General features: G+C 67.3%; 25 protein-coding genes. 13 read left to right on the forward strand and 12 right to left on the reverse strand.

Features of this window, described 5'->3' with window-relative positions; genetic code table 11:
• Positions 1-56 precede the first annotated feature (56 nt).
• Both DMO17_RS07585 and DMO17_RS07590 read left to right on the forward strand, forming a co-directional pair.
• Positions 57-1,694 (forward strand): AMP-binding protein, encoded by a 1,638-nt coding sequence (locus DMO17_RS07585; protein ID WP_110681886.1) that lies wholly within the window; start codon positions 57-59, stop codon positions 1,692-1,694.
• Between the two features lie 2 nt (positions 1,695-1,696).
• Positions 1,697-2,872, forward strand: a complete 1,176-nt coding sequence (locus DMO17_RS07590) for a CaiB/BaiF CoA transferase family protein (RefSeq protein WP_110681887.1) — start codon at positions 1,697-1,699, stop codon at positions 2,870-2,872.
• A gap of 32 nt (positions 2,873-2,904) precedes the next feature.
• Here the strand turns inward: DMO17_RS07590 and DMO17_RS07595 are convergent, their stop codons facing one another.
• Positions 2,905-3,396 (reverse strand): Lrp/AsnC family transcriptional regulator, encoded by a 492-nt coding sequence (locus tag DMO17_RS07595; protein WP_110681888.1) that lies wholly within the window; start codon positions 3,394-3,396, stop codon positions 2,905-2,907.
• Between the two features lie 199 nt (positions 3,397-3,595).
• Between DMO17_RS07595 and DMO17_RS07600 the strand changes: the two genes are divergently transcribed.
• Entirely contained in the window at positions 3,596-4,216 is a 621-nt protein-coding gene (locus tag DMO17_RS07600) for a LysE family translocator (RefSeq protein WP_110681889.1), read from the forward strand.
• Between the two features lie 18 nt (positions 4,217-4,234).
• Here the strand turns inward: DMO17_RS07600 and DMO17_RS07605 are convergent, their stop codons facing one another.
• From DMO17_RS07605 to DMO17_RS07630, 6 genes are all read right to left on the reverse strand, one after another.
• Positions 4,235-5,563 (reverse strand): sensor histidine kinase, encoded by a 1,329-nt coding sequence (locus DMO17_RS07605; protein ID WP_110681890.1) that lies wholly within the window; start codon positions 5,561-5,563, stop codon positions 4,235-4,237.
• Between the two features lie 54 nt (positions 5,564-5,617).
• Positions 5,618-6,061, reverse strand: a complete 444-nt coding sequence (locus tag DMO17_RS07610) for a Spy/CpxP family protein refolding chaperone (RefSeq protein ID WP_110681891.1) — start codon at positions 6,059-6,061, stop codon at positions 5,618-5,620.
• A gap of 244 nt (positions 6,062-6,305) precedes the next feature.
• A complete protein-coding gene (locus DMO17_RS07615) occupies positions 6,306-6,983 on the reverse strand; it encodes a response regulator transcription factor (protein ID WP_110681892.1) in 678 nt (225 codons plus the stop codon).
• A 27-nt stretch (positions 6,984-7,010) separates the two neighbouring features.
• Positions 7,011-7,421: an SH3 domain-containing protein gene (locus tag DMO17_RS07620; protein ID WP_110681893.1), complete on the reverse strand. Its 411-nt coding sequence runs from the start codon at positions 7,419-7,421 to the stop codon at positions 7,011-7,013.
• 51 nt (positions 7,422-7,472) lie between these two features.
• A complete protein-coding gene (locus tag DMO17_RS07625) occupies positions 7,473-7,772 on the reverse strand; it encodes a YciI family protein (RefSeq protein WP_110681894.1) in 300 nt (99 codons plus the stop codon).
• Position 7,773: 1 nt separating this feature from the next.
• On the reverse strand, positions 7,774-8,364 hold the full coding sequence (locus DMO17_RS07630) for a septation protein A (protein WP_110681895.1): 591 nt from the start codon (positions 8,362-8,364) through the stop codon (positions 7,774-7,776).
• Between the two features lie 65 nt (positions 8,365-8,429).
• On the opposite strand from DMO17_RS07630, the gene DMO17_RS07635 reads away from it, so the two are divergent.
• The 6 genes from DMO17_RS07635 (at position 8,430) to rluB (ending at position 13,041) form a co-directional block, all read left to right on the forward strand.
• The gene (locus DMO17_RS07635; RefSeq protein ID WP_110681896.1) at positions 8,430-9,290 is read left to right on the forward strand and encodes a PHP domain-containing protein; all 861 of its coding nucleotides are present in this window, start codon (positions 8,430-8,432) and stop codon (positions 9,288-9,290) included.
• A gap of 13 nt (positions 9,291-9,303) precedes the next feature.
• Positions 9,304-9,936: an L-threonylcarbamoyladenylate synthase gene (locus DMO17_RS07640; protein ID WP_110681897.1), complete on the forward strand. Its 633-nt coding sequence runs from the start codon at positions 9,304-9,306 to the stop codon at positions 9,934-9,936.
• Positions 9,933-10,745 (forward strand): segregation and condensation protein A, encoded by an 813-nt coding sequence (locus tag DMO17_RS07645; RefSeq protein ID WP_110681898.1) that lies wholly within the window; start codon positions 9,933-9,935, stop codon positions 10,743-10,745. The genes DMO17_RS07640 and DMO17_RS07645 overlap by 4 nt, the downstream gene beginning before the upstream one ends.
• Positions 10,746-11,534 carry an SMC-Scp complex subunit ScpB gene (gene scpB, locus DMO17_RS07650; RefSeq protein ID WP_110681899.1) on the forward strand — a complete coding sequence of 263 codons (789 nt, stop codon included), beginning with the start codon at positions 10,746-10,748 and terminating at the stop codon, positions 11,532-11,534. It abuts the gene before it with no gap.
• A 77-nt stretch (positions 11,535-11,611) separates the two neighbouring features.
• Positions 11,612-11,797, forward strand: a complete 186-nt coding sequence (locus DMO17_RS07655; RefSeq protein WP_110681900.1) for a DUF1289 domain-containing protein — start codon at positions 11,612-11,614, stop codon at positions 11,795-11,797.
• Between the two features lie 92 nt (positions 11,798-11,889).
• Positions 11,890-13,041 carry a 23S rRNA pseudouridine(2605) synthase RluB gene (rluB, locus tag DMO17_RS07660; RefSeq protein WP_110681901.1) on the forward strand — a complete coding sequence of 384 codons (1,152 nt, stop codon included), beginning with the start codon at positions 11,890-11,892 and terminating at the stop codon, positions 13,039-13,041.
• A gap of 54 nt (positions 13,042-13,095) precedes the next feature.
• Here rluB and DMO17_RS07665 read toward each other — a convergent pair whose 3' ends face one another.
• The 5 genes from DMO17_RS07665 to DMO17_RS07685 form a co-directional block, all read right to left on the reverse strand.
• Positions 13,096-14,022: a GGDEF domain-containing protein gene (locus DMO17_RS07665; RefSeq protein WP_110681902.1), complete on the reverse strand. Its 927-nt coding sequence runs from the start codon at positions 14,020-14,022 to the stop codon at positions 13,096-13,098.
• 199 nt (positions 14,023-14,221) lie between these two features.
• Positions 14,222-14,962 carry a YciK family oxidoreductase gene (locus DMO17_RS07670; RefSeq protein WP_110681903.1) on the reverse strand — a complete coding sequence of 247 codons (741 nt, stop codon included), beginning with the start codon at positions 14,960-14,962 and terminating at the stop codon, positions 14,222-14,224.
• A 31-nt stretch (positions 14,963-14,993) separates the two neighbouring features.
• Positions 14,994-15,665 (reverse strand): N-acetylmuramic acid 6-phosphate phosphatase MupP, encoded by a 672-nt coding sequence (gene mupP / locus DMO17_RS07675; RefSeq protein ID WP_110681904.1) that lies wholly within the window; start codon positions 15,663-15,665, stop codon positions 14,994-14,996.
• A 5-nt stretch (positions 15,666-15,670) separates the two neighbouring features.
• The gene (gene ubiG, locus DMO17_RS07680; protein ID WP_110681905.1) at positions 15,671-16,369 is read right to left on the reverse strand and encodes a bifunctional 2-polyprenyl-6-hydroxyphenol methylase/3-demethylubiquinol 3-O-methyltransferase UbiG; all 699 of its coding nucleotides are present in this window, start codon (positions 16,367-16,369) and stop codon (positions 15,671-15,673) included.
• A 12-nt stretch (positions 16,370-16,381) separates the two neighbouring features.
• On the reverse strand, positions 16,382-17,716 hold the full coding sequence (locus tag DMO17_RS07685; protein WP_110681906.1) for a TRZ/ATZ family hydrolase: 1,335 nt from the start codon (positions 17,714-17,716) through the stop codon (positions 16,382-16,384).
• Positions 17,717-17,819: 103 nt separating this feature from the next.
• Between DMO17_RS07685 and mtnA the strand changes: the two genes are divergently transcribed.
• From mtnA to pheA, 4 genes are all read left to right on the forward strand, one after another.
• Positions 17,820-18,896, forward strand: coding sequence for an S-methyl-5-thioribose-1-phosphate isomerase (gene mtnA / locus DMO17_RS07690; RefSeq protein ID WP_110681907.1), 1,077 nt, complete (start codon positions 17,820-17,822; stop codon positions 18,894-18,896).
• 224 nt (positions 18,897-19,120) lie between these two features.
• Positions 19,121-21,889, forward strand: coding sequence for a DNA gyrase subunit A (gene gyrA / locus DMO17_RS07695; protein WP_110681908.1), 2,769 nt, complete (start codon positions 19,121-19,123; stop codon positions 21,887-21,889).
• Positions 21,890-21,899: 10 nt separating this feature from the next.
• Complete coding sequence (gene serC / locus DMO17_RS07700) at positions 21,900-22,985, forward strand: 3-phosphoserine/phosphohydroxythreonine transaminase (protein WP_110681909.1); 1,086 nt, start codon at positions 21,900-21,902, stop codon at positions 22,983-22,985.
• The gene (gene pheA / locus DMO17_RS07705) at positions 22,985-24,082 is read left to right on the forward strand and encodes a prephenate dehydratase (RefSeq protein ID WP_110681910.1); all 1,098 of its coding nucleotides are present in this window, start codon (positions 22,985-22,987) and stop codon (positions 24,080-24,082) included. Before serC ends, pheA begins: the two co-directional genes overlap by 1 nt.
• Positions 24,083-24,084 lie beyond the last annotated feature (2 nt).

The raw sequence follows: 24,084 nt of genomic DNA on the forward strand, positions 1-24,084 counted from the left end.
CGGGGCTACCTTGAACCAGCCCGGCGGGGCAGATAACAACAAGAAGGGACGCCCGCATGACCGAACAACTGCCGCTAGAACGTTTCCAGCACTGGTGCGAGCGCACGCCCGAGCGGGTCTGGCTGCGCCAGCCGGTGGCTGGCCACTGGCATGGCTTCACCTGGCGCCAGGTCGACGAACAGGCGCGGCGCCTGGCCACCGGCCTGCAGGCCCTGGGCTGTGCGCCAGGCGACCGCGTGGCGATCCTGGCGAAGAACTGCGCCGAGTGGTTCATCAGCGACCTGGCCATCATGATGGCCGGGCTGATCAGTGTGCCGCTCTATCCGCTGCAGACCGCCGAGAGCATTGCCTACGTGCTGGAGCATGCCGGGTGCCGGGTGATCATCCTCGGCAAGCTGGACGAGCCGGGCAAGCTGGAGGGGGCCATCGGCGCGCAAGTAGCGCGCATCGCCATGCCCTATCCGACCCTGCGCGCCGACTACCAGTGGCACGAGCTGCAGGCCCATGCGCCGCTGCAGCAGGTGCACCGGCAGCAGGGCGACGAGCTGCTCAGCATTCTCTACACCTCCGGTACCACCGGCCAGCCCAAGGGTGTGATGCTGTCGGCGCGGGCCATGGCCTTCTCCGCCGCCAACGCCTGCGCCGAGATGAAGATCGGCGAGCGCGACCAGTTCTTCTCCTACCTGCCGCTGTCGCATGCCGCCGAGCGTTTTCTGGTGCAGATGAACAGCCTCTACGCCGGCGCGGCGGTGGCCTTCGTCGAGTCGCTGGAGACCTTCGCCGCCGACCTGCAGCACGTGCGCCCGACCGTGTTCTTCTCGGTGCCGCGGCTGTGGACGCGCTTCCAGCAGGGCGTGCTGGAGCGCCTGCCGCAACGCAAGCTGGACCTGCTGCTGCGCCTGCCGCTGCTCGGCAGCCTGGTGGCACGCAGGATCCGTCGCGGCCTGGGTCTGGACCGGGCGCGCATCCTGGTGTCCGGCGCCGCCGCGATTTCCCCCGGGCTGCTGGAGTGGTACCGGCGCCTCGGCCTGACCATCTGCGAGGGCTACGGCATGACCGAGAACTTCGCCTACGGTTGCTTCAACCGCCCAGGGCAGGTGCGCTTCGGCACGGTCGGGCGGCCCATGCCCTTCCTCGAAATGCGCCTGGCCGACAGCGGCGAGGTGCTGTTCCGCAGCCCGACCCTGATGCAGGGTTACTACCGTGAGCCGCAGCTCAGCGCCCAGGCCCTGGAAGGGGGCTGGCTGCACACCGGCGACAAGGGCGAGGTGGATGCCGACGGCTACCTGCGCATCACCGGGCGGGTCAAGGACATCTTCAAGACCAGCAAGGGCAAGTATGTGGCGCCGGCGCCGATCGAGGGCGAGATCGCCAAGAACACCTGGGTCGAGCAGGTCTGCCTGATGGGCAGCAACCGTGACCAGCCGCTGGCGCTGATCGACCTGTCGCCGGCGGCCCGCGCCCAGGCCCGCGAGCAGGTCGTCGCCGACTTGCTGGCAACCCTCGAGCGCCTCAATGCCGCGCTGCCGGCGCATGAGCGCCTGAGCCATTTGCTACTGGTGAGCGAGAGCTGGACCGTGGACAACGGCAGCCTGACGCCGACCCTGAAGATCCGCCGCAACGTGCTGGAGGCCCGCTACGCCGAGTGGGTCGCCCGCCTGCCGCATCAACCTGCTGTTCACTGGGAAGACTGAATATGAAAGGCCCGCTGTCCTCGCTGAAAGTCCTCGACTTCTCCACCCTGCTGCCGGGGCCCTTCGCTTCGCTGCTGCTGGCCGACCTGGGCGCCGAGGTGCTGCGCATCGAATCGCCGACGCGCATGGACCTGGTGCGCGTGCTGCCGCCGCATGTCGACGGCGTATCCGCCAGCCATGCCTACCTCAACCGCAACAAGCGCTCGCTGGCGCTGGACCTGAAGCAGCCCGAGTCCCTGGAGGTGGTGCGCCGCCTGGTGGCCGAGTACGACATCGTGCTGGAGCAGTTCCGCCCCGGAGTGATGGAAAAACTCGGCCTCGGCTACGAGGCACTGAAGGCAATCAACCCGCGGCTGATCTACGTCTCCATTACCGGCTACGGCCAGACCGGGCCGTACAGGGACCGCGCCGGCCACGACCTCAACTACCTGGCGCTGAGCGGTCTCGCCAGCTACACCGGGCGCCGCGACAGCGGCCCGCTGCCGCTCGGCATGCAGGTGGCGGACATCGCCGGCGGCTCCCTGCACGGGGTGATCGGCCTGCTCGCCGCGGTGATCGCCCGGCACAGCACGGGGCAGGGCCAGCACGTCGACATCAGCATGACCGACTGTGCCTTCAGCCTGCACGCCATGGCCGGTGCCGGCTTCCTCGCCGCCGGCCAGGAGCCGGACATGGAGAACCAGGCGCTCAACGGCGGCAGCTTCTACGACTACTACCGCACCCGCGACGGCCGCTGGCTGTCGGTGGGCAGCCTGGAACCGCAGTTCATGCAGCAGTTCTGCGCCGCCATCGGCCGCCCGGAGCTGGCCGCCCTGGGCCTGTCGCCCAAGGATCAGAAGGCGCTCAAGCGCGAGATCGAGATCGAGATCGAGAAGCACGACCTGGCCGACTGGCAGCAGCGTTTCGCCGCCCTGGATGCCTGCGTCGAGCCGGTGCTCAAACTGTCCGAGGCGGTCGAGCACCCGCAGCTCAAGGCCCGTGGCGTGGTCACCGAAGTACCGCGCGAGGGCAGGGCGGCGCAGCGCCAGCTGGCCTGCCCGATCCGTTTCTCGCAGGGGCTGGAGCCACCCCGGCATATCGGCAGCGCCCTCGGCGCGCACAGCCTGGAGGTGTTGCGCGAGCTGGGCTACGACGAGGCGCAGATCGCCGCGCTACAGGCCGCCAAGGCGCTCGGCTAGCTGCCCGGCACCTTGTCGGTGCCTGGCGGCCGTCATGCCGCGCCGCTGGACGGGCGCTTGATCGGGAACGCGACGAAGGGCTTGATCTCCTTGAGCACGAACATGCTCTGCATTTCCTTGATGCCGGGTAGCTGGCGCACGACTGTCATCGCAAAGTCGGCAAAGCAATCCAGGTCGCGGGCCACTACCTGCAACAGGAAGTCGGCGTCGCCGCCGATGCTGTAGCAGGCGACGACATCCTCCAGGCGCATGACTTCCTCCTCGAACTTCTGGGCTTCGGCCTTGCTGTGGCTGTCGATGCTGATGCGGATGAACACCATGACGCCCAGGCCGATCTTGCGCCGATCCAGCACGGCCCGGTAACCCTGGATGAAGCGGTGTTCCTCCAGCTGGCGGACCCTGCGCCAGCAGGGTGAGGCCGACATGCCGAGGTGCTCGGCCAGGGTCTGATTGGTCATGCGGCCATCCTGCTGCAGGGCGGCCAGGATGCGGGCGTCGGTAGCTGTCAAAGCGTGATCGGTCATAAATACCCCTGGGCTGTATCTATGTGAAATTTCCTGCCCTTTCTAATCCATTCGGAAGCCTAAGTAGAGAAGTTTTTCCCGGTCTGGAGGGTTAGAGTTTTCCCGTTCTCCTGGGCGGCGACCATGCCGCCCGTCGAGAGAACTCTGCGCGCGCAGGCCGAGGTTTGCCGCAGTCGACCATCTTCTCGAGGGCCACAGCGTGCTCGATCTGACCCAACTCATGACTTATGCGCTGTCGTTGCTGATTGCGGCGATAGTGCCCGGCCCCGGCATGGCGGCGCTGGTCGCCCGCAGCGTGGGCGGCGGGGCGGCTGCGGGAAGCTGCCTGCTGCTCGGCTTGATCCTGGGCGACCTGATCTACCTGTCGTTCGCCGTCTTCGGCCTGGCGCTGATCGCCGAGCATTTCGACCTGCTGTTCCAGTTGGTGCGCTGGGGGGCTGCTCTCTACCTGGGCTACCTGGCCTGGCTTTTCTGGTGCGCCGATCACCAGGAGATCGTGGTGGGACGGCCGGCGCATAGCCGGGAGCTGCTGTCCGCCGCCCTATCGGGGCTGACCATTACCCTGGGCAACCCGAAAACCATCGCCTTCTACCTGGCGCTGGTGCCCCTGGCCATCGACCTGAACAGCGTTTCCCTCGGCACCTGGGCATTGGTGCTGGTGCCGCTTACCGTGGCGGTACTGCTGGTGGTGGGGGCGGTGTTCATTCTCGCGGCGGTGCGCATCCGTCACATGCTCTCGAGCCCGCGCGCCCAGCAGCACCTGTTCCGCGGGGCGGCCACGGTGATGCTGGGGGCGGCCCTGTCCATGCTGGTGCGCTGAACAGGGGCTAACACCCCCTTACTGCTGCTGTGTCAGCGGCAGTTCCAGGGTGGCGATGAAGCCGCCCTCCGGGTGGTTGTCCAGCAGCAGGCGGCCGCCATGGCGCTCGGCGGCGCGGCGCGCGATGGCCAGGCCCAGGCCGTGGCCGGCGGCGTCCTGGTTGGGCGCGCGGTAGAAGGGTTCGCCCAGCCGCGCCAGCACCTCCTGCGGGGCGCCGGGGCCATGGTCGCGCACGCTGATGCGCAGCTGGCCGTCCTGCTGCTGCACCGTCACTTCGATGGGCTGCCCCTGCGGGTTGAAGCGCAGGGCGTTGCGCAGCAGGTTGTCCAGCGCGCGGCCGAGCATGTCCGGCCAGCCCGCGAGCGGCAGGGGGCGGCTGTCCATGCGGATCTGCAGGCGCTGGGCGGGGGCGGCCAGGGCGGCGTCGGCCTGCAGGCCGTCGAGCAGCTGGCGAAGGTCGATCGGGCGCGCGGCCCCGGGGTCGGCGTCCAGGCGGGCGAGGGCAAGAATCTCGCCGATCAGCGCCTCCAGGCGATCGCATTCCTGGGTCAGGCGGCCCCACAGCTTGTCCCGTTCGCCCGGCTCGGCGCGTTCGGCCAGGGCCAGGGCCACGCGCAGGCGCGCCAGCGGCGAGCGCAGTTCGTGGGAGACGTCGCGCAGCAGCTGGCGCTGGCTGCCGATCAGGTCTTGCAGGCGCGCGCCCATGCGGTTGAAGTCGCGGGCCAGCACGCCGAACTCGTCGCCGCGCGCGGCCAGCCTGGCCAGGCTGTGCTGCTGGTAGGCGGTCTGCCCGAGGTCGTGCACGGCGCCGCGCAGGCGGCCGAGCGGGCGGGTAATGGAGAAGGTCAGCAGCAGGCTGATGGCGGTCAGCACCACCAGGGCGATGCCGAGGGCACTGAGTGGCCAGAACAGGCTGTCGCGGTGCCAGGCCATCATCTCCGGATGGGGGATGCGGTAGATGAACAGGTAGGTCTCGCCCGAGGCCGGGCTCTGGTATTCCTCGGTGATGCGCCGCCAGGGCAGGCGTTGCGGGTTGTCCTGGCGTGCCTCGAAGGCGGCCGCGCGTGGCGGAAAGGTGCCGTAGACCAGGGCCTGGCCATTGTCGTTGAGCACCTGGACGTTGACCCGGAAGCGCCGCTTGCGCTTTTCCAGGAACTGCTGGGCGGCCTCGGGGCCGTCGCGCTCGTAGAGCTGGGTCCAGAGTTCGGGCAGGTCCTTGAGGGCCGGGTGGCGGCCGAGCACCCAGGCGTCCTGGTCCAGCGCGCGGCCCAGCAGCAGCGACAGGCCGGCGACCAGGGCCACCGCCAGCCAGAAGCTGGCGAAGATGCGCCAGAACAGTGAACGCATGGAGGCTCCTTGAAACGGAGGGCCCGGCACTGCGCCGGGCCCGATTGCCGAATATTACTCGGCTTTTTGTGCTTTCTCGGCCTTCCAGGCCTCGAATTCCGCGCGTTCGGCGCGACGTTTCGCCATCTCGGCCTTGTGCGCGTCGAAGGTCTTCTGCTGCTCCGGGGTGAGGATGGCGCGGATGGCCTTGTCATGCTCCAGGCGCGCGGTTTCCAGTTCCTGCTTGAGGGCGTCCTGGTCGGCCTTTGGCAGCTTGTCCAGATACTTCTGGGTGATCTCGCGGGGATCGCCCTTGCGCTCGCGCATCAGCTTGCCCATCTGCTCGCGCTGTTCGGCGCTGAGGTCGAGGTCCTTGAACATCCGCATGCCGTGGCCGTGGTGCTCGCCGTGCATGGCCTTGCTGCAGGGGCCGTGCTCGCCGGGGGCGCCTTCGGGCATGGCCAGGGCGAGGGTCGGCAGGCTGGCGGCGAGCAGCAGGGCGGTGAGGGTCTTGCGCATGATCTGTCTCCTTGTCTCGAAACCGGTGGTTTACCGGATGAGCCCAGTCTAGGGAGGGCAAGGTCAGGCGCGGTCAGGGGAGGGTAAAGGCTGGGTAAAGCCGAACCTGCCCGGAAGCCTGCTGCGCGTCAGGCCTGCTGCGTTAAAACTGTGTTCAGAACGCTCATTTACCTCGCGTAAATTGCGCTTCTTCACCCAGTTTTGCCTTGCATGCCTGCAGCTCGCGATGCTTCTGAGCTGGTTCTCAGGGCGCGTAGTAGTAGCCACGGCTGCGCAGGGCGACGATGCGCGGGCGGCCGTCGGGGTGCGGACCGAGCTTCTTGCGCAGGTTGCTGACGTGCATGTCCAGGCTGCGGTCGTAGAGGGTCAGCTTGCGGCCCAGTGCCAGCTGGGCCAGGGCCTGCTTGTCCAGCGGTTCGCCGGGTTGCTGCAGCAGGGCCTCGAGGATGCGCCCTTCGGACAGGGTCAGGGCGATCTCGTGCTCGCCGAGGTTGGCCACGCCGCGCTGCGGGCTGTAGCTGAGGTCGCCCAGCTCCAGGCGCGAGGAGCTGGCGACCGGCTGGCTGCGGCGCAGCACGGCGCGCAGGCGGGCGGTCAGCTCGCGCGGGTCGCAGGGCTTGGCCAGGTAGTCGTCGGCACCCAGCTCCAGACCGAGGATGCGGTCCAGCGGCTCGCCGCGCGCCGAGAGCATCAGCACCGGCAGTTCGGCGTGCTCGCTGCGCAGCTGCTTGAGCAGCTCCAGGCCGCTGCCGTCGGGCAGCATCACGTCGAGTATCACTGCCGCCGGGCTCTGCCCGGCCAGGGCAGCGCGGGCGCTGACACCGTCATGGCAGGCACGCACGGCGAAACCTTCCTGCTGCAGCCAGCTGGCCAGGAGCTCGCAGAGCTCGGTGTCGTCGTCGATCAGCAGCAGGTCGGTCATGGCGGTTTCGGCGGCTCAGGGTCGCGCTCAGACCCACTCGCTGCGCCTTTTGTTCCGCCCGCCGGCGCTCAGGCGGCCGACGATGAAGGCGATCAGCGCGCTGCCGGCGCCGATGGCGTACCACAGTTGTTGTTCGCTGAGCAGGCGCGGCGGTTGCTCGGCCTGGGCCTGCTTGAGCTGCAGCTTGAGGCGCTGGTTGTCCTGGCGCAGACGGCTGATCTGCGCCGCCTCGCGCTCGCCGCCCTGCAGTTCACCGAGCTGGCGCTGACTCTCGGCCAGTTGCTGCTGCAAGGCGGCGATCTGTGCGGCGCCGTCGCCGCTCGGGGCCGTGGCTGCGGCAGGTACCGGATTGAGGGCCAGCGGCTGGGACTCTTCCGCGTGCAGGGCGGGGATGACGCAGAGGGTGGTGAGCAACAGGTAGAGCGGGCCTTGGCGCATGGGGAACTCCGTTGTGCGAATTATTGTTATGGGCCTGCGTCGTGGATCGGATCAGGGCATTACCTGCTTGAAGGGTTTGACCAGCACGCTGGCGTAGACACCGGCGGCACGGTAGGGGTCGGCGTCGGCCCAGCTCTGGGCGGCGGCGAGGGACTCGAACTCGGCGACGATCAGGCTGCCGGAAAAACCGGCCGGACCGGGGTCGTTGCTGTCGATTGCCGGGTGCGGACCGGCCAGCACCAGGCGACCCTCGTTCTTCAGCTGTTCCAGGCGGGCCAGGTGGGCTGGGCGGGTGGCCAGGCGCTTGTCCAGGGACCCGGGGGCATCGCTGGCGATGATGGCGTAGAGCATGTCAGTCCTTGCTTTGCTGGGGGGCGTCGTCGTGGATGTGGCGCGCCAGGTAGACGCCCTGGGCGATCAGGAACAGCACGGTCATGCCGAGGCTGCCGAAGACTTTGAAGTCGACCCAGATGTCGTGGAAGGTGAAGGCGACGAACAGGTTGGCGCAGCCGCTGAAGACGAAGAAGGCGATCCAGGCCAGGTTCAGGCGGACCCAGATCGGCTGCGGCAGCTGCACGGCATGGCCCATGATGCGCTGGATCAGCACCTTGTCGCCGATGAAGTGGGTGGCGGCGAAGCCGGCGGCGAACAGCCAGTTGACCACCGGCGCCTTCCACTTGAGGAAGGTCTCGCTGTGGAAGGCCAGGGTCATGCCGCCGAACAGCAGGCAGGCCAGCAGGGTCAGCCACTGGCCCTTTTCCAGCTTGCGCTGGAGCAGGAGCAGCACGCCGTAGACCACCACCGAACTGGCGATCAGCACGGCGGTGGCGCTGAAGATGCCGCCCAGCTCGAAGCTCTGGCCGGCCAGTACGACGGTGCGCGGATCGAGTTTGTAGACGATGAAGAACAGGATGAGCGGGATGAAATCGATGAATTGTTTCACGGCGGCAGCCAGAAGCGGGATGTGGCGGCATAATAACAAACAACCCCGTTAACGAAAGACGCGCCATGAAGGTCGACCTGCACTGCCACAGCACCGCTTCCGACGGCGTTCTGCCGCCCGCCGAGGTGGTTGCGCGCGCCCATGGGCGCGGCGTCGAGCTGCTGGCGCTGACCGACCACGACACCCTCGAGGGCCTGGACGAGGCGCGCGCCGCCGCTGCCGGCCTGGGCCTGCGTCTGGTCAACGGCATCGAGCTGTCCTGCACCTGGGGTGGGGCGACCATCCATGTGCTCGGCTATGCCTTCGCCAGCGAGGCGCCGGCCTTGCAGCAGGCCATCGCCGAGTTGCACCAGGGCCGCTGGCTGCGCGCCGAGGAAATTTCCCGCCGCCTGGCCGCCAAGGGCATGCCTGGCGCCCTGGAGGGTGCCCGCGAAGTCCAGCAGGGCCTGGGCGATAGCGGCAACGCGCCGGCGCGGCCGCACTTCGCCGAGTTCCTGGTGCGCGCCGGGCATGTGCGCGACCACGCCGAGGCGTTCCGCAAGTGGCTGGGCTCGGGCAAGCTGGGTGACGTCAAGCAGCACTGGCCGAGCCTGGAGCAGGCGGTCGGCACGCTGAAGGCGGCCGGCGCCTGGATCAGCCTGGCGCACCCCTGGCAGTACGATTTCACCCGCAGCAAGCGCCGCCGTCTGGTGGCCGACTTCATCGCCGCGGGGGGGCACGCACTAGAAGTGGTGAACGGCCTGCAGCCGGCCGAGCAGGTCGGCGGCCTGGCCATCCTGGCCCGCGAATTCGGCATGCTGGCGAGCGCCGGCAGCGACTTCCATGCCCCGGGCGACTGGTCCGAGCTGGGCATGTACCGCCCGTTGCCGGACGATCTGTCTCCTCTCTGGGAGCGCTTCGACCATGCACGCGCTACTACCGCCTGAACAGGGAACGTCAATGAGCCAGTTCTTCCAGGTCCACCCGGAAAACCCGCAGCCGCGCCTGATCAAGCAGGCGGTGGAAATCCTTCGCAACGGCGGGGTGATCGTCTACCCGACCGACTCCTCCTACGCCATCGGCTGCCTGATCGGCGACAAGGGCGCGGTGGAGCGCATCCGCCGCCTGCGCCAGCTGGACGACAAGCACAACTTCACCCTGGTGTGCAGCGACCTGTCGCAGATCGGCCTGTTCGCCAAGGTCGATACCGGCGCCTTCCGCCTGCTCAAGGCGCACACGCCGGGGCCCTACACCTTCATCCTCGGCGCCACCCGCGAAGTGCCGCGCATGCTGCTGCACCCCAAGCGCCGCACCATCGGCCTGCGGGTGCCGGCGCACCCCATCGCCCTGGCCCTGGCCGAGGCCCTGGGCGAGCCGCTGATGAGCGTGAGCCTGATCCTGCCCGGCGCAGACCTGCCGATGAGCGACCCCTACGAGATGCGCCAGGTCCTCGAACACCAGGTCGACCTGATCATCGACGGCGGCTACGGTGGCCTGGAGGCTTCCACCGTGATCAACCTGGCCGAGGGCGAGCCCGAGGTGATCCGCGTCGGCTGCGGCGACCCGACGCCGTTCCAGGGTGACGCGGCGTGAGCGAGCAGCTCGACAGCCAGGCCGGCGCGCAGCAGGAATTACCTTTTGCTCTGGTCTACGGCCAGGCCGTCACCGAGCTGCCGCTGGACCTGTATATCCCGCCGGATGCCCTGGAAGTCTTCCTCGAAGCCTTCGAGGGCCCGCTCGACCTGCTGCTGTACCTGATCCGCAAGCAGAACATCGACATCCTCGACATCCCGGTGGCCGAGATCACCAAGCAGTACATGGGCTACGTCGAACTGATGAAGTCGGTACGCCTGGAGCTGGCCGCCGAGTACCTGGTGATGGCCGCCATGCTGGCCGAGATCAAGTCGCGCATGCTGCTGCCGCGCTCGGCCGAAGCCGAGGAAGAGGAGGATGACCCGCGCGCCGAGCTGATCCGCCGTCTGCAGGAGTACGAGCGCTACAAGGCCGCCGCCGAGGGCCTGGACGAACTGCCGCGGGTCGGCCGCGACCTCAGCGTACCGCGCCTGGACGCCCCCGAGGCGCGGGCGCGCAAGCTGCTGCCGGAGGTCAGCCTGGAGGAAGTGCTGCTGTCCATGGCCGAGGTGCTGCGCCGCGCCGACATGTTCGAGAGCCACCAGGTGACGCGCGAGGCACTGTCCACCCGCGAGCGCATGAGCGAGGTGCTGGAGCGTCTCAAGGGCAATGGTTTCGTGCCGTTCGTCAGGCTGTTTACTGTGGAGGAGGGACGTCTGGGGGTGGTCGTCACCTTCATGGCGGTGCTCGAACTGATCAAGGAACAACTGGTGGAACTGGTGCAGAATGAGCCCTTCGCGCCCATCCACGTCCGTGCCCGAGCCGAATAGATGAACCTGAACGACCCCAAGGAACTCGCCTCCCTGCTCGAAGCCTGGCTGCTGGCCCTGGGTCGGCCGCTGTCGCTGGAACGCCTGGGTGAGCTGTTCGAGGAAGGCGAGCGGCCGGAGCCGGCGCAGATTCGCGAGGCCCTGGAAGTGCTGCGCCTGTCCTGCGAAGGGCGCGCCTTCGAACTCAAGGAAGTGGCCAGCGGCTACCGCCTGCAGGTGCGCGAGAAGTTCGCCCCCTGGGTCGGTCGGCTCTGGGAGGAGCGCCCGCAGCGCTACTCGCGGGCCATGCTGGAGACCCTGGCGCTGATCGCCTATCGCCAGCCGATCACCCGTGGCGAGATCGAGGACATCCGCGGCGTGGCGGTCAACAGCCAGATCATCAAGACCCTGCAGGAGCGTGACTGGATTCGCGTGGTCGGCTACCGTGATGTACCGGGCAGGCCGGCCATGCTGGCCACCACCAAGGCGTTCCTCGATTACTTCAACCTCAAGAGCCTGGAAGAGTTGCCACCGCTGGCGGCCCTGCGCGAACTGGAGCCGGAGCCGATGCTGGCGCTGGACGACGACCTGCCGGTGCCATCTGGTCTGCAGGCGCGGGTGGATGCCGAGCTGGGTGAGGCGGAAGTGCCGGCCGAGCCGCGCGAGGAAACCAGCTTCCGCAGCCTGCTGGTCGAGCTGGACCAGATGGAGCAGGGCCTGAAGACCGATTTCAGTGATCTGCCGCAGTCTGCCGACGACGCGGAAGAAGAGCAGGGCGAGACGCTGGATAGCAGCGATTCCCTGCATTGAGGGGATTGAGACTTTCAATTCCGAGCTGAGGCCCTCTCGGCCTAAGCTGGCCCCGCCTTCCCCGAGCGGTTGCCGTCATGAGCAAGAATCCCTGCATCAATATCTGTGAGTTCGAGGCCGACATCTGTGTCGGCTGCGGCCGCAGCAAGCGCGAGATCAAGGCCTGGAAGAAGCTCGGCAAGGCCGAGCGCCTGGTGTTGCTGGCCGAGGCCGATCTGCGCCTGCTGGCGCTGGCGGCGACCGGGCGGCGCAAGCACCGCTGAGCGGTCTATAGTCAGTCAGCCGTGCGTGCGGGCGGCGATCCGCGTATGATGCGCGGCCTTTTTCATCCTCAGTTACACCGGGAGGTGCCCAGATGAGCGAATCCGAATTCGAACCCCGTCCCAGCGGCGAGAAGCTGCAGAAAGTCCTGGCCCGTGCCGGCCTCGGCTCGCGTCGCGACATCGAGCAGTGGATCACCGATGGTCGGGTCAAGGTCAATGGCGCCATCGCCAACCTCGGCGCCCGTGTCGAGCCGCGCGATGCCATCAGTGTCGACGGCCAGTTGCTCAGGCGCGAAGACGCCCAGGTGGTACGCCGCGTACTGATCTACAACAAGCCGGAAGGCGAGATCTGCACCCGCGACGACCCGGAAGGCCGCCCGACCGTATTCGATCGCCTGCCGCGACCGAAAGAAGGGCGCTGGATCAACATCGGCCGCCTGGACATCAACACCACCGGCCTGCTGCTGTTTACCACCGACGGCGAACTGGCCAACCGCCTGATGCACCCCTCCTACGAGATGGACCGCGAGTACGCCGTGCGCGTGCGTGGCGAGGTCACCGAGGAGATGATCGAGCAGCTCAAGGCTGGCGTGATGCTGGAAGACGGCCCGGCCAAGTTCACCGACATCAAGGAAGCGCCCGGCGGCGACGGCCTCAACCACTGGTTCCACTGCGTGGTGATGGAAGGCCGCAACCGCGAGGTGCGCCGCCTATGGGAGTCCCAGGGCGTGGTGGTCAGCCGCCTCAAGCGCGTGCGCTTCGGCCCGGTGTTCATGACCTCCGACCTGCCCATGGGGCGCTGGCGCGAGATGGGCCAGCGCGAGGTGGACATCCTCAGCGAGGAGGTCGGCCTCAAGCCGGTGGCCCTGCCGGCGATGAAGGAGAAGATGCGCGAGAAGCTTGACCGCCTGCAGCGCAAGGCGGCCAAGCCGCTGGCCCGCGGCGAGCGGCCCAAGCGCGTGCTGCGCCCGGCCGAAGGCGAGGTTGCCGAGGCGCCCCGTGCGCCCCGTGGCGAAGGCGCCGAGCGTGCGCCGCGTGGGCCGCGCAAGCCGGCTGGCGAGCGCCGTGAAGGTGGCCGTGGGACGCCGGTGGCCGAGCGGCCGTCCGAGGTGAACAAGAAGCGCGCCCCGCGCCCGGCGGTGGAGCTGGCCGATCGGCCGGCGCGCAAGCCTCGCCCGGCCGCACCGGGCAAGCGCCCGCCGAGCGGCGATGGCCAGCGCCCCGGCTTTGGCCGCAAGCGCTGATCGGCGGCAATGAAAAAGGGGCTCCACGGAGCCCCTTTTTGCTGCCCAGCCTTATCAGCCGGCCATGGACAGGCGGTTGCGCCCCTCGCGCTTGGACACATAGAGCGCATTGTCGGCGCGGCGCTGCAGGCTTTCCGCCGTCTCGCCCGGCAGCAGGGTGGCGCAACCGAGGCTGATGGACAACTCCAGGGCGCGGCCTTCTTCGAGGTATTGCAGGCCGAGCACGGCCAGGCGCAGGCGTTCGCCGACCATCTGCGCCGCCTCGCGACTGGTGTTGGACAGCAGCACGAGGAACTCCTCGCCACCGTAGCGGAACACCATGTCGATGTTACGCAGGCTGTTCTTCAGGGCGCTGGCCACGGCCTTCAGCACTTCGTCGCCGGTGGCGTGGCCGAAACGGTCGTTGATCGACTTGAAGTGGTCGATGTCGAGCATCAGCACCGACAGCGGCTGCTGGCTGCGGCGGGCCAGTTCGATCTCGCGCTGCAGGGCCTGGTTCATGGCGATGCGATTGCCGGTGTCGGTCAGTGGGTCGCGCAGTGCACTCTGCAGGGCCGAGCGGTAAAGCAGGGCATTGCGCAGGGGAAACAGCAGGCTGGCCAGCAGCGACTCCAGCTGGCCCAGTTCGTCGTCACTGAAGCGCTGGCTGCGGCGGAAGATCAGCTCGCCCAGGTACTCGCCCTCGTGGCTCAGGCGGTAGCCGGCCGAATGATTGGCGCGCTCACCCAGTTCGATGCGCAGGTCGCAGGCGGCCAGCTGGTAGCTCAGGGAGTCGAGCGGGACCAGACGCTGCACTTCCTGGAAGAACAGGCCGAGGATGCGGTCGACTTCCAGGGAGGTCTGCAGCTGCAGGCTCAGCTGCTGGCGTAGCTGCGCCAGGCTGACCGGCTTCACGGCCCGACTGTTGCGCGCCGCATAGCCCAGGCGCTGCAGCTTGGCGGCATCGAAGTCGATCGTATTGGACGGGGTGTGTGGAGCCATGGAACTCAACCTCTGACGCTGGGCGCGTTGATGGGAGAGGTAAAGCGAGTTCCGTGCCAATGAGATTTAACTTATTTAAATCAGATAGTTACGTTTATTTTTGGCGAGGGTTCGGCAAATTCTTGCCGGTTCCTTGGCGGGGATGCTGGCAATCTGATGCCGTTATGTGGGTGTCCGCCGGAAAACCGGCGGCAGGTCCTCACTGGGCGTCGAATGCCTGGCCATTGACGTCCCGGCTGTCCGGGCCCATCAGGTACAGATAGACCGGCATGATGGCTTCCGGCAGCGGGTTGTTCGCTGGATTCTCCCCGGGGTAGGCCTGGGCGCGCATGCCGGTGCGGGTGGCGCCCGGGTTGACGCTGTTGGCACGTACGTTGGCGATGCCGTCTACCTCGTCGGCCAATACCTGCATCAGGCCCTCGGTGGCGAACTTGGACACCGCGTAGGCGCCCCAGTAGGCGCGGCCCTTGCGCCCGACGCTGCTGGAGGTGAACAGCACCGAGGCGTCCTCGGAGAGCTTGAGCAGCGGCAGCAGGGTGCTGGTCAGCATGAACATGGCGTTGACGTTGACCTGCATGACGCGCATGAAGTTGTCGCCGGACAGCTGTTCCAGCGGCGTGCGCGGCCCGACGATGGCGGCGTTGTGCAGCAGGCCGTCGAGGCGGCCGAACTCGGCCTCCACGGTGGCGGCCAGCTCGTCGTATTGGTGCGGCAGGGCGGTTTCCAGGTTGAAGGGGATCACCACCGGCTGCGGGTGGCCGGCGGCCTCGATCTGGTCATACACCTGGTTGAGGTTTTCCTCGCTCTTGCCCAGCAGCAGCACGGTGGCGCCGTGGGCGGCAAAGGTCTTGGCGGCGGCGGCACCGATGCCGCGGCCGGCGCCGGTGACCAGGATGACGCGACCCTGGAGCAGGTCGGGGCGGGCGCTGTAGTCGAACATGGGGCGGGATCTCGTTGTTGCGTGAGTCGGATCAGCAGCTGCACAGGGCGCGGTCGAGCACGGCGCGCAGCTCCAGGGGATGGTCCACCACCACGTCGGCGCCCCAGTGGCGCGGGTTGTCCTCGGGGTGGATGTAGCCGTAGGTGACGGCAGCGGTCTTGCAGCCGGCGGCGCGGCCGGCCTCGATGTCGCGGGCATCGTCGCCGACGAACAGCACCTCGGCGGGGGGTATGCCCATCTGCTCGCAGGCCAGCAGGAGCATATCCGGCGCCGGCTTGCTGCGCGCCACGTGGTCCGGGCAGACCAGTGCCGCCGAGCGCCCGGCCAGCTCGAGCCGTTGCATGATCGGCTCGGCGAAGCACACCGGCTTGTTGGTGGCCACGCCCCACTTGAGGTGCGCCGCCTCGATGTCGGCGAGCAGCTCGGGCATGCCAGCGAACGGCTTGCTCAGCACCGCGCAGTGCTCCTGGTAGCGCTCGAGGAACTCCAGGCGCAGGGCTTCGAAGCCTTCGGCGCCAACCTCCAGGCCGAAGGTGGCGGACACCATGGCGCGGGCGCCACCGGAGACCACGTCGCGGATCAGTTGCTCGTCCATTGGCGGCAGGTCGCGCGCGGCGCGCATGGCCTGGCACACGGCGACGAAGTCGGGGGCGGTATCCAGCAGGGTGCCGTCCATGTCGAAGAGTACTGCTCGCAGGGCCATGCGCCTCAGTCCTCGCGCAGGGTCTGGATCATGTAGTTGACGTCGACGTCCGCCTCCAGCTTATAGCGTTTGGTCAGCGGGTTGTAGGTCAGGCCGATGATGTCACGCACCTCGAAGCCGGCCTGGCGACACCAGGCGCCGAGTTCGGACGGGCGGATGAACTTGCGGAAATCGTGAGTGCCGCGTGGCAGCAGGCGCAGCACGTACTCGGCGCCGACGATGGCGAACAGGTAGGCCTTGGGGTTGCGGTTGATGGTGGAGAAGAACACCTGGCCACCGGGCTTGACCAGCTTGTGGCAGGCGCGGATCACCGAGGACGGGTCGGGCACGTGCTCGAGCATCTCCAGGCAGGTGACCACGTCGAACTGGCCAGGCATCTCCTCGGCCAGGGCCTCGGCGGTGATCTGCCGGTACTCAACCTCTACGCCGGACTCCAGCTGGTGCAGCTGGGCCACGGCCAGCGGCGCCTCGCCCATGTCGATGCCGGTGACCGTGGCCCCGCGCTGGGCCATGGACTCGCTGAGGATGCCGCCGCCGCAGCCGACGTCGAGCACCTTCTTGCCGGCCAGGCCGACGCGCTCGTCGATCCAGTTGACCCGTAGCGGGTTGATGTCGTGCAGCGGCTTGAACTCGCTCTCGCGGTCCCACCAGCGGTGGGCGAGGGCCTCGAATTTGGCGATTTCGGCGTGGTCGACGTTGCTCATGCGGACTTTCCTTTAAATCGAATGCTTGCCAGCAATGCGCGCGCCCCAGGCGCGGGCATTGGCGATGATGTTTTCTTCATCGAGACGTGTCAGTCGGCCGTCGTCGAGCAGCTGTTTGCCGCCGACCCAGAGGTGCTTGGCGCAGCTGCGGCTGCCGGCGTAGATCAGTTGCGACACCGGGTCGTAGACCGGCTGCTGGGCCAGGCCGGAGAGGTCGAAGGCGGCCAGGTCGGCCAGCTTGCCCGGCTCCAGCGAGCCGGTGTCCTCGTCCAGGCCGAGGGCGCGGGCGCCGTTGAGGGTGGCCATGCGCAGCGCGGCGTGGGCATTCAGGGCGGTGGCGCTGCCGGCCACGGCCTTGGCCAGCAGGGCGGCGGTGCGGGTCTCGCCGAGCAGGTCGAGGTCGTTGTTGCTGGCCGCGCCATCGGTGCCGACGGCTACGTTGACGCCAGCCTGCCAGAGTTTTTCCACCGGGCAGAAGCCGCTGGCCAGCTTGAGGTTGGACTCGGGGCAGTGGATCACGCTGCTGTTGCTTTCCACCAGTAGCTCTACGTCTGCCTCGTCGATCTGGGTCATGTGCACGGCCTGGAAGCGCGGGCCGAGCAGGCCCAGGCCCGCCAGTCGCTGCAGCGGGCGCATGCCGTGCAGCTCCAGGCTTTGCTGCACCTCGAAGGCGGTCTCGTGGACGTGCATGTGGATGCCGGCGTCCAGCTCCTCGGCCAGCATCAACACCTGCTGCAGCTTATCGTCGCTGACCGAGTAGGGCGCGTGGGGGCCGAAGGCGATCTTGATCCGCGGGTGCTGCTTGAGGTCGTCGAACAGACGCAGCCCCTTGCGCAGGGCCTCCTCGGCGTCGCGCGCGCCGGGGGTGGGGAAGTCCAGCACCGGGATGGTCAGCTGGGCGCGGATGCCGCTCTTGTGCACCAGCTCGCTGGCCACTTCCGGGAAGAAGTACATGTCGGAGAAGCAGCCGATGCCACCCTTGAGCTGCTCGGCGATGGCCAGTTCGGTGCCGTCGCGCACGAAGTCCTCGTCGACCCACTGGGCCTCGGCCGGCCAGATATGGTCCTGCAGCCAGCTCATCAGCGGCAGGTCATCGGCCAGGCCGCGGAATAGGGTCATCGCCGCGTGGCCATGGGCGTTGACCAGGCTCGGGGTGAGTACGCAGCCCGGCAGTTCGCGTACCTGCGTAGACGGGTGGCGCAGGGCCTCGGTGCGCGGGGCGAGCAAGGCGATGCGGCCGTCGCGAATGCCCAGGCCGTAGTCGCGCAATACCACGCCGGCGGGCTCGACCGGCACCAGCCAGCTGGGCAGGAGCAGCAGGTCGAGCGGCTGGCGCGGTTCGGGCATGGCATTTATCCGGGCAATAAAAAGGTGGCGGCAGTATAACTGAGCCACGGCGGGGCCGGCTCGCTATAATCCGCGGCTTTTCGTTTCACCTTGTGGGGATGTCATGCGCGACAAACTGTTGGCAGCGGAGAAGGTAAAGGCCATCGAGTGGCGCGACGGCACATTGTTCCTGCTGGACCAGCGCCTGTTGCCAGGCGAGGAAACCTGGCTGGCCTATGGCTCGGCCGCCGGCGTGGCCGAGGCCATCCGCAGCATGGTGGTGCGTGGTGCGCCGGCCATCGGCATCGCCGCCGCCTTCGGCCTGGTGCTGGGCGCGCGGGCGCGCCTGGCCGCCACCGGCGACTGGCAGGCGGCGCTGGAGGAGGACTTCCGGGTGCTGGCCGAGTCGCGGCCGACCGCGGTCAACCTGTTCTGGGCGCTGGATCGCATGCGCGAGCGCCTGCAGCGGCTGAAGGCGGGCGAGAATGCCCTGGCGGCGCTGGAGGCCGAGGCGGTCGGCATCTTCGACAGCGACCGCGAGGCCAACCTGACCATGGCCCAGCTCGGCCTGGAACTGATCCGCAAGCACCAGAACACTCCGCAGAAGCTGCTCACCCATTGCAATACCGGGGCCCTGGCCACCGGCGGCTTCGGTACCGCACTGGGCGTGATTCGTGCCGCCCACCAGGCCGGCTTGATCGAGCGGGTGTTCGCCGACGAAACCCGACCCTGGCTGCAGGGCTCGCGCCTGACCGCCTGGGAGCTGGCCGGCGAGGGCGTGCCGGTCAGCCTGAACGCCGACTCCGCCGCCGCGCACCTGATGAAGACCGAGGGCATCACCTGGGTGATCGTCGGCGCCGACCGCATCACTGCCAATGGCGACGTGGCCAACAAGATCGGCACCTACCAGCTGGCGGTCAACGCCATGCACCACGGCGTGCGCTTCATGGTGGTGGCGCCCAGCTCGACCATCGATATGAGCCTGGAAGACGGCGAGGACATCCCCATCGAGGAGCGCGACGGCCGCGAGCTGCTGGAAGTCGGTGGTCAGCGCATCGCCGCCGAGGTGCACGCGGTCAATCCGGTGTTCGACGTGACGCCGGCCGACCTGATCGACGCGATCGTCACCGAAAAAGGGGTGGTCGAGCGGCCAGATGCGGCGAAAATGGCGCAACTCATGTGCCGCAAGCGCCTGCACTGAGCCTGTCGCCCGGGCGCCCGCCGGGGTAGGTCTGCACCGGTGACTGTGGTAAGCTCCGGCAGTTTTCGGGCGGCCCCATGCGGGCCGCTCCATTTGCGCCAATAACCGACTTAACTCGTTGATTTGTCGTGAGTCGCTGCCACGCAGGGGCGGCCACGGCGGACTCCGGTCAGGCCCAGGAAGGGTGCGACGGGGTTTCACCAGAATAAGGAACCAGGCTTCTCATGGGCGAACTGGCCAAAGAAATCCTCCCGGTCAATATCGAAGACGAGCTGAAACAGTCCTACCTCGACTACGCCATGAGCGTGATCGTCGGGCGTGCGCTGCCGGATGCGCGCGACGGTCTCAAGCCGGTGCACCGTCGTGTGCTCTACGCCATGAGCGAGCTGGGCAACGACTGGAACAAGGCCTACAAGAAGTCCGCCCGTGTGGTCGGTGACGTGATCGGTAAGTACCACCCGCACGGCGACACCGCGGTGTACGACACCATCGTGCGCATGGCCCAGCCTTTCTCCCTGCGCTACATGCTGGTCGACGGCCAGGGCAACTTCGGTTCGGTGGACGGCGACAACGCCGCGGCCATGCGTTACACCGAAGTACGTATGGCCAAGCTGGCCCACGAGCTGCTGGCCGACCTGGACAAGGAAACCGTCGACTGGGTGCCCAACTACGACGGCACCGAGCAGATCCCGGCGGTCATGCCGACCAAGATACCCAACCTGCTGGTCAATGGTTCGTCCGGTATCGCCGTGGGCATGGCGACCAACATCCCGCCGCACAACCTGTCCGAGGTGATCGACGGCTGCCTGGCGCTGATCGACAACCCCGAGCTGACCGTCGACGAGCTGATGCAGTACATCCCCGGTCCGGACTTCCCGACCGCGGGCATCATCAACGGCCGCGCCGGCATCATCGAGGCCTACCGCACCGGCCGCGGGCGCATCTACATGCGCGCCCGCGCCACCGTCGAGGACATGGAGAAGGGCGGCAGCCGCCAGCAGATCATCGTCACCGAACTGCCCTACCAGCTGAACAAGGCGCGCCTGATCGAGAAGATCGCCGAGCTGGTCAAAGAGAAGAAGATCGAAGGCATCACCGAACTGCGCGACGAGTCCGACAAGGACGGCATGCGCGTGGTCATCGAGCTGCGCCGTGGCGAAGTCGGCGAGGTGGTGCTGAACAACCTCTACGCCCAGACCCAGATGCAGAGCGTGTTCGGCATCAACGTGGTGGCCCTGGTCGACGGCCAGCCGCGCACGCTGAACCTGAAAGACATGCTCGAAGTGTTCGTCCGTCACCGCCGCGAAGTGGTGACCCGTCGCACCGTGTACGAGCTGCGCAAGGCGCGCGAGCGTGGCCACATCCTCGAGGGCCAGGCGGTTGCCCTGTCCAACATCGACCCGGTGATCGAGCTGATCAAGACCTCGCCGACCCCGGCCGAGGCCAAGGAGCGTCTGATCGCCACCGCCTGGGAGTCCAGCGCCGTGGAGGCCATGGTCGAGCGCGCCGGCGCCGATTCCTGCCGTCCGGAAGACCTGGAGCCGCAGTACGGCCTGCGCGAGGGCAAGTACTACCTGTCGCCCGAGCAGGCCCAGGCCATCCTCGAGCTGCGCCTGCACCGCCTGACCGGCCTGGAGCACGAGAAGCTGCTGGCCGAGTACCAGGAAATCCTCACCCAGATCGGCGAGCTGATCCGCATCCTGACCAACCCCGAGCGCCTGATGGAAGTCATCCGCGAGGAGCTGGAGAAGGTCAAGGCCGAGTTCGGCGATGCTCGTCGCACCGAGATCATGGCCTCGCAGATGGACCTGACCATCGCCGACCTGATCACCGAGGAAGAGCGCGTCGTCACCATCTCCCACGGCGGCTACGCCAAGTCCCAGCCGCTCGCCGCCTACCAGGCGCAGCGTCGTGGCGGCAAGGGCAAGTCAGCCACCGGGGTGAAGGACGAGGACTACATCGAGCACCTGCTGGTCGCCAACAGCCACGCCACCCTGCTGCTGTTCTCCAGCAAGGGCAAGGTCTACTGGCTGCGTACCTTCGAGATTCCCGAGGCCTCGCGCGCTGCGCGCGGTCGTCCGCTGGTCAACCTGCTGCCGCTGGACGAGGGTGAACGCATCACTGCCATGCTGCAGATCGACCTGGAGGCCGTGCGCGCCCGCTTCGCCGATGAAGAAAGCGAAGATGACGACGTGGTTGCCGAGCAGGTCGCCGAGGTGGTCGAGGCGGAAGACGCCGAAGAAGGCGACGACGCCGACTTCAGCCAGGACGAGCCGACCGGTGCCTATATCTTCATGGCCACCGCCTACGGCACCGTGAAGAAGACCCCGCTGATCCAGTTCACCAAGCCGCGCTCCAACGGCCTGATCGCCCTGAAGCTCGAAGAGGGCGACTCGCTGATCGCCGCCGCCATCACCGACGGCTCGAAGGACGTGATGATGTTCTCCGACGCCGGCAAGGTGATCCGCTTCAAGGAGAGCAAGGTACGCATCATGGGCCGCCTGGCCCGCGGCGTGCGCGGCATGCGTCTGGCCGATGGGCAGCGCATCATCTCCATGCTGATCCCGGAAGCCGGTGCGCAGATTCTTACCGCCTCCGCGCGCGGCTACGGCAAGCGCACCCCGCTGGCCGACTATCCGCGCCGCGGTCGTGGTGGCCAGGGCGTGATCGCCATGGTGATCAACGAGCGTAATGGCAAGTTGGTCGGTGCCGTGCAGGTGCTGGATGGCGAGGAGATCATGCTGATCTCCGACCAGGGCACCCTGGTGCGTACCCGTGTAGATGAAGTCCGTGGTGCGGGTCGTAACACCCAGGGTGTGATCCTGATCAAGCTGGCCGAGGACGAGACCCTGGTCGGCCTTGAGCGCGTGCAGGAGCCCTCCGGCGGCGACGAAGACGAGCTGGAAGCGCTGGAAGGCGAAATCGTCGAGCAGAACGAAGAAACGGTGACCGAGGCCGAAGAAGGCGCGGAGACCGGTAACAGCGAAGAGTGAGAGAGTCGAAGTGAGCAAACGCGCCCATAACTTCTGCGCCGGCCCGGCCGCGCTTCCCACCGCCGTGCTGGAGCGTGCCCAGGCGGAGATGCTCGACTGGCAGGGCAAGGGCCTGTCCGTGATGGAAATGAGCCATCGCAGTGATGAGTACGTGGCCATCGCCGAGAAGGCCGAACACGACCTGCGCGACCTGCTGAGCATTCCCAGCGACTACAAGGTGCTGTTCCTGCAGGGTGGCGCCAGCCAGCAGTTCGCCGAGATCCCGCTCAACCTGCTGCCGGAAGACGGCGTGGCCGACTACATCGAGACCGGCATCTGGTCGAAGAAGGCCATCGAGGAGGCGCAGCGCTACGGCAACATCAACGTCGCCGCCAGCGCCAAGGGCTACGACTACTTCGCCATTCCCGGGCAGAACGAGTGGCAGCTGTCGAAAGATGCCGCCTACGTGCACTACGCCAGCAACGAGACCATCGGTGGCCTGCAGTTCGACTGGATCCCCGAGGTGGGCGATACCCCGCTGGTGGTGGACATGTCCTCGGACATCCTCTCCCGCGAGATCGACGTCTCCAAGTTCGGCCTGATCTACGCCGGCGCGCAGAAGAACATCGGGCCGAGCGGCCTGGTGGTTGCGATCATCCGCGAAGACCTGCTGGGACGCGCCCGCAGCGTCTGCCCGACCATGCTCAACTACAAGGTCGCCGCCGACAACGGCTCCATGTACAACACCCCGGCGACCTATTCCTGGTATCTCTCCGGCCTGGTCTTCGAGTGGCTGAAGGAGCAGGGCGGCGTCGCCGCTATGGAGAAGCGTAACAAGGCCAAGAAGGACCTGCTGTACAAGGCCATCGATGCCAGCGATTTCTACACCAACCCGATCCAGCCGAGCGCGCGCTCCTGGATGAACGTGCCGTTCCGCCTGGCCGACGAGAAGCTGGACAAGGCCTTCCTCGCCGGCGCCGAAGCGCGCGGCCTGCTCAACCTCAAGGGCCACCGCTCGGTAGGCGGCATGCGTGCCTCCATCTACAACGCCACCGGTCTGGATGCCGTGGAGGCCCTGGTGGCTTACATGGCCGAGTTCGAGAAGGAGCACGGCTGATGAGTGACGCCGATCAGCTCAAGGCGCTGCGGGTTCGCATCGACAGCCTCGACGAGAAGATCCTCGAGCTGATCAGTGAGCGCGCGCGCTGCGCCCAGGATGTGGCACGGGTCAAGATGGCTTCCCTGCCGGCAGGCGAGAAGCCGGTGTTCTACCGCCCCGAGCGCGAAGCCTGGGTGCTCAAGCACATCATGGAGCTGAACAAGGGCCCGCTGGACAACGAGGAAATGGCGCGGCTGTTCCGCGAGATCATGTCCTCCTGCCTGGCCCTGGAGCAGCCGCTCAAGGTGGCCTATCTCGGCCCGGAAGGCACCTTCAGCCAGGCCGCGGCGATGAAGCACTTCGGTCATTCGGTGATCAGCGTGCCGATGGCCGCCATCGACGAGGTGTTCCGCGAAGTGGCCGCCGGCGCGGTCAACTTCGGCGTGGTGCCGGTGGAGAACTCCACCGAGGGCGCGATCAACCACACCCTGGACAGCTTCCTCGAGCACGACATGGTGATCTGTGGCGAGGTGGAGCTGCGCATCCACCACCACCTGCTGGTCGGCGATACCACCAAGACCGACAAGATCACCCGCATCTATTCCCACGCCCAGTCCCTGGCGCAGTGCCGCAAGTGGCTGGACGCGCACTACCCGAACGTCGAGCGCGTGGCTGTTTCCAGCAATGCCGAGGCGGCCAAGCGGGTGAAGAGCGAGTGGAACTCGGCGGCGATCGCCGGTGATATGGCGGCCAACCTCTATGGCCTGACCAAGCTGCAAGAGAAGATCGAGGACCGCCCGGACAACTCCACGCGCTTCCTCATCATCGGCAGCCAGGAAGTGCCGCCGACCGGCGACGACAAGACCTCGATCATCGTCTCCATGCGCAACAAACCGGGCGCGCTGCACGAGCTGCTGGTGCCGTTCCACACCAACGGCATCGATCTGACCCGCATCGAGACCCGCCCGTCGCGCAGCGGCAAGTGGACCTACGTGTTCTTCATCGACTTCGTCGGCCACCACCAGGACCCGCTGATCAAGGACGTGCTGGAAAAGATCAACAGCGAAGCCGTCGCCCTGAAGGTGCTGGGTTCCTACCCGAAAGCGGTTCTCTGAAG

This window comes from Aquipseudomonas alcaligenes (assembly GCF_003205495.1).
GTDB lineage: Bacteria > Pseudomonadota > Gammaproteobacteria > Pseudomonadales > Pseudomonadaceae > Aquipseudomonas > Aquipseudomonas alcaligenes_B.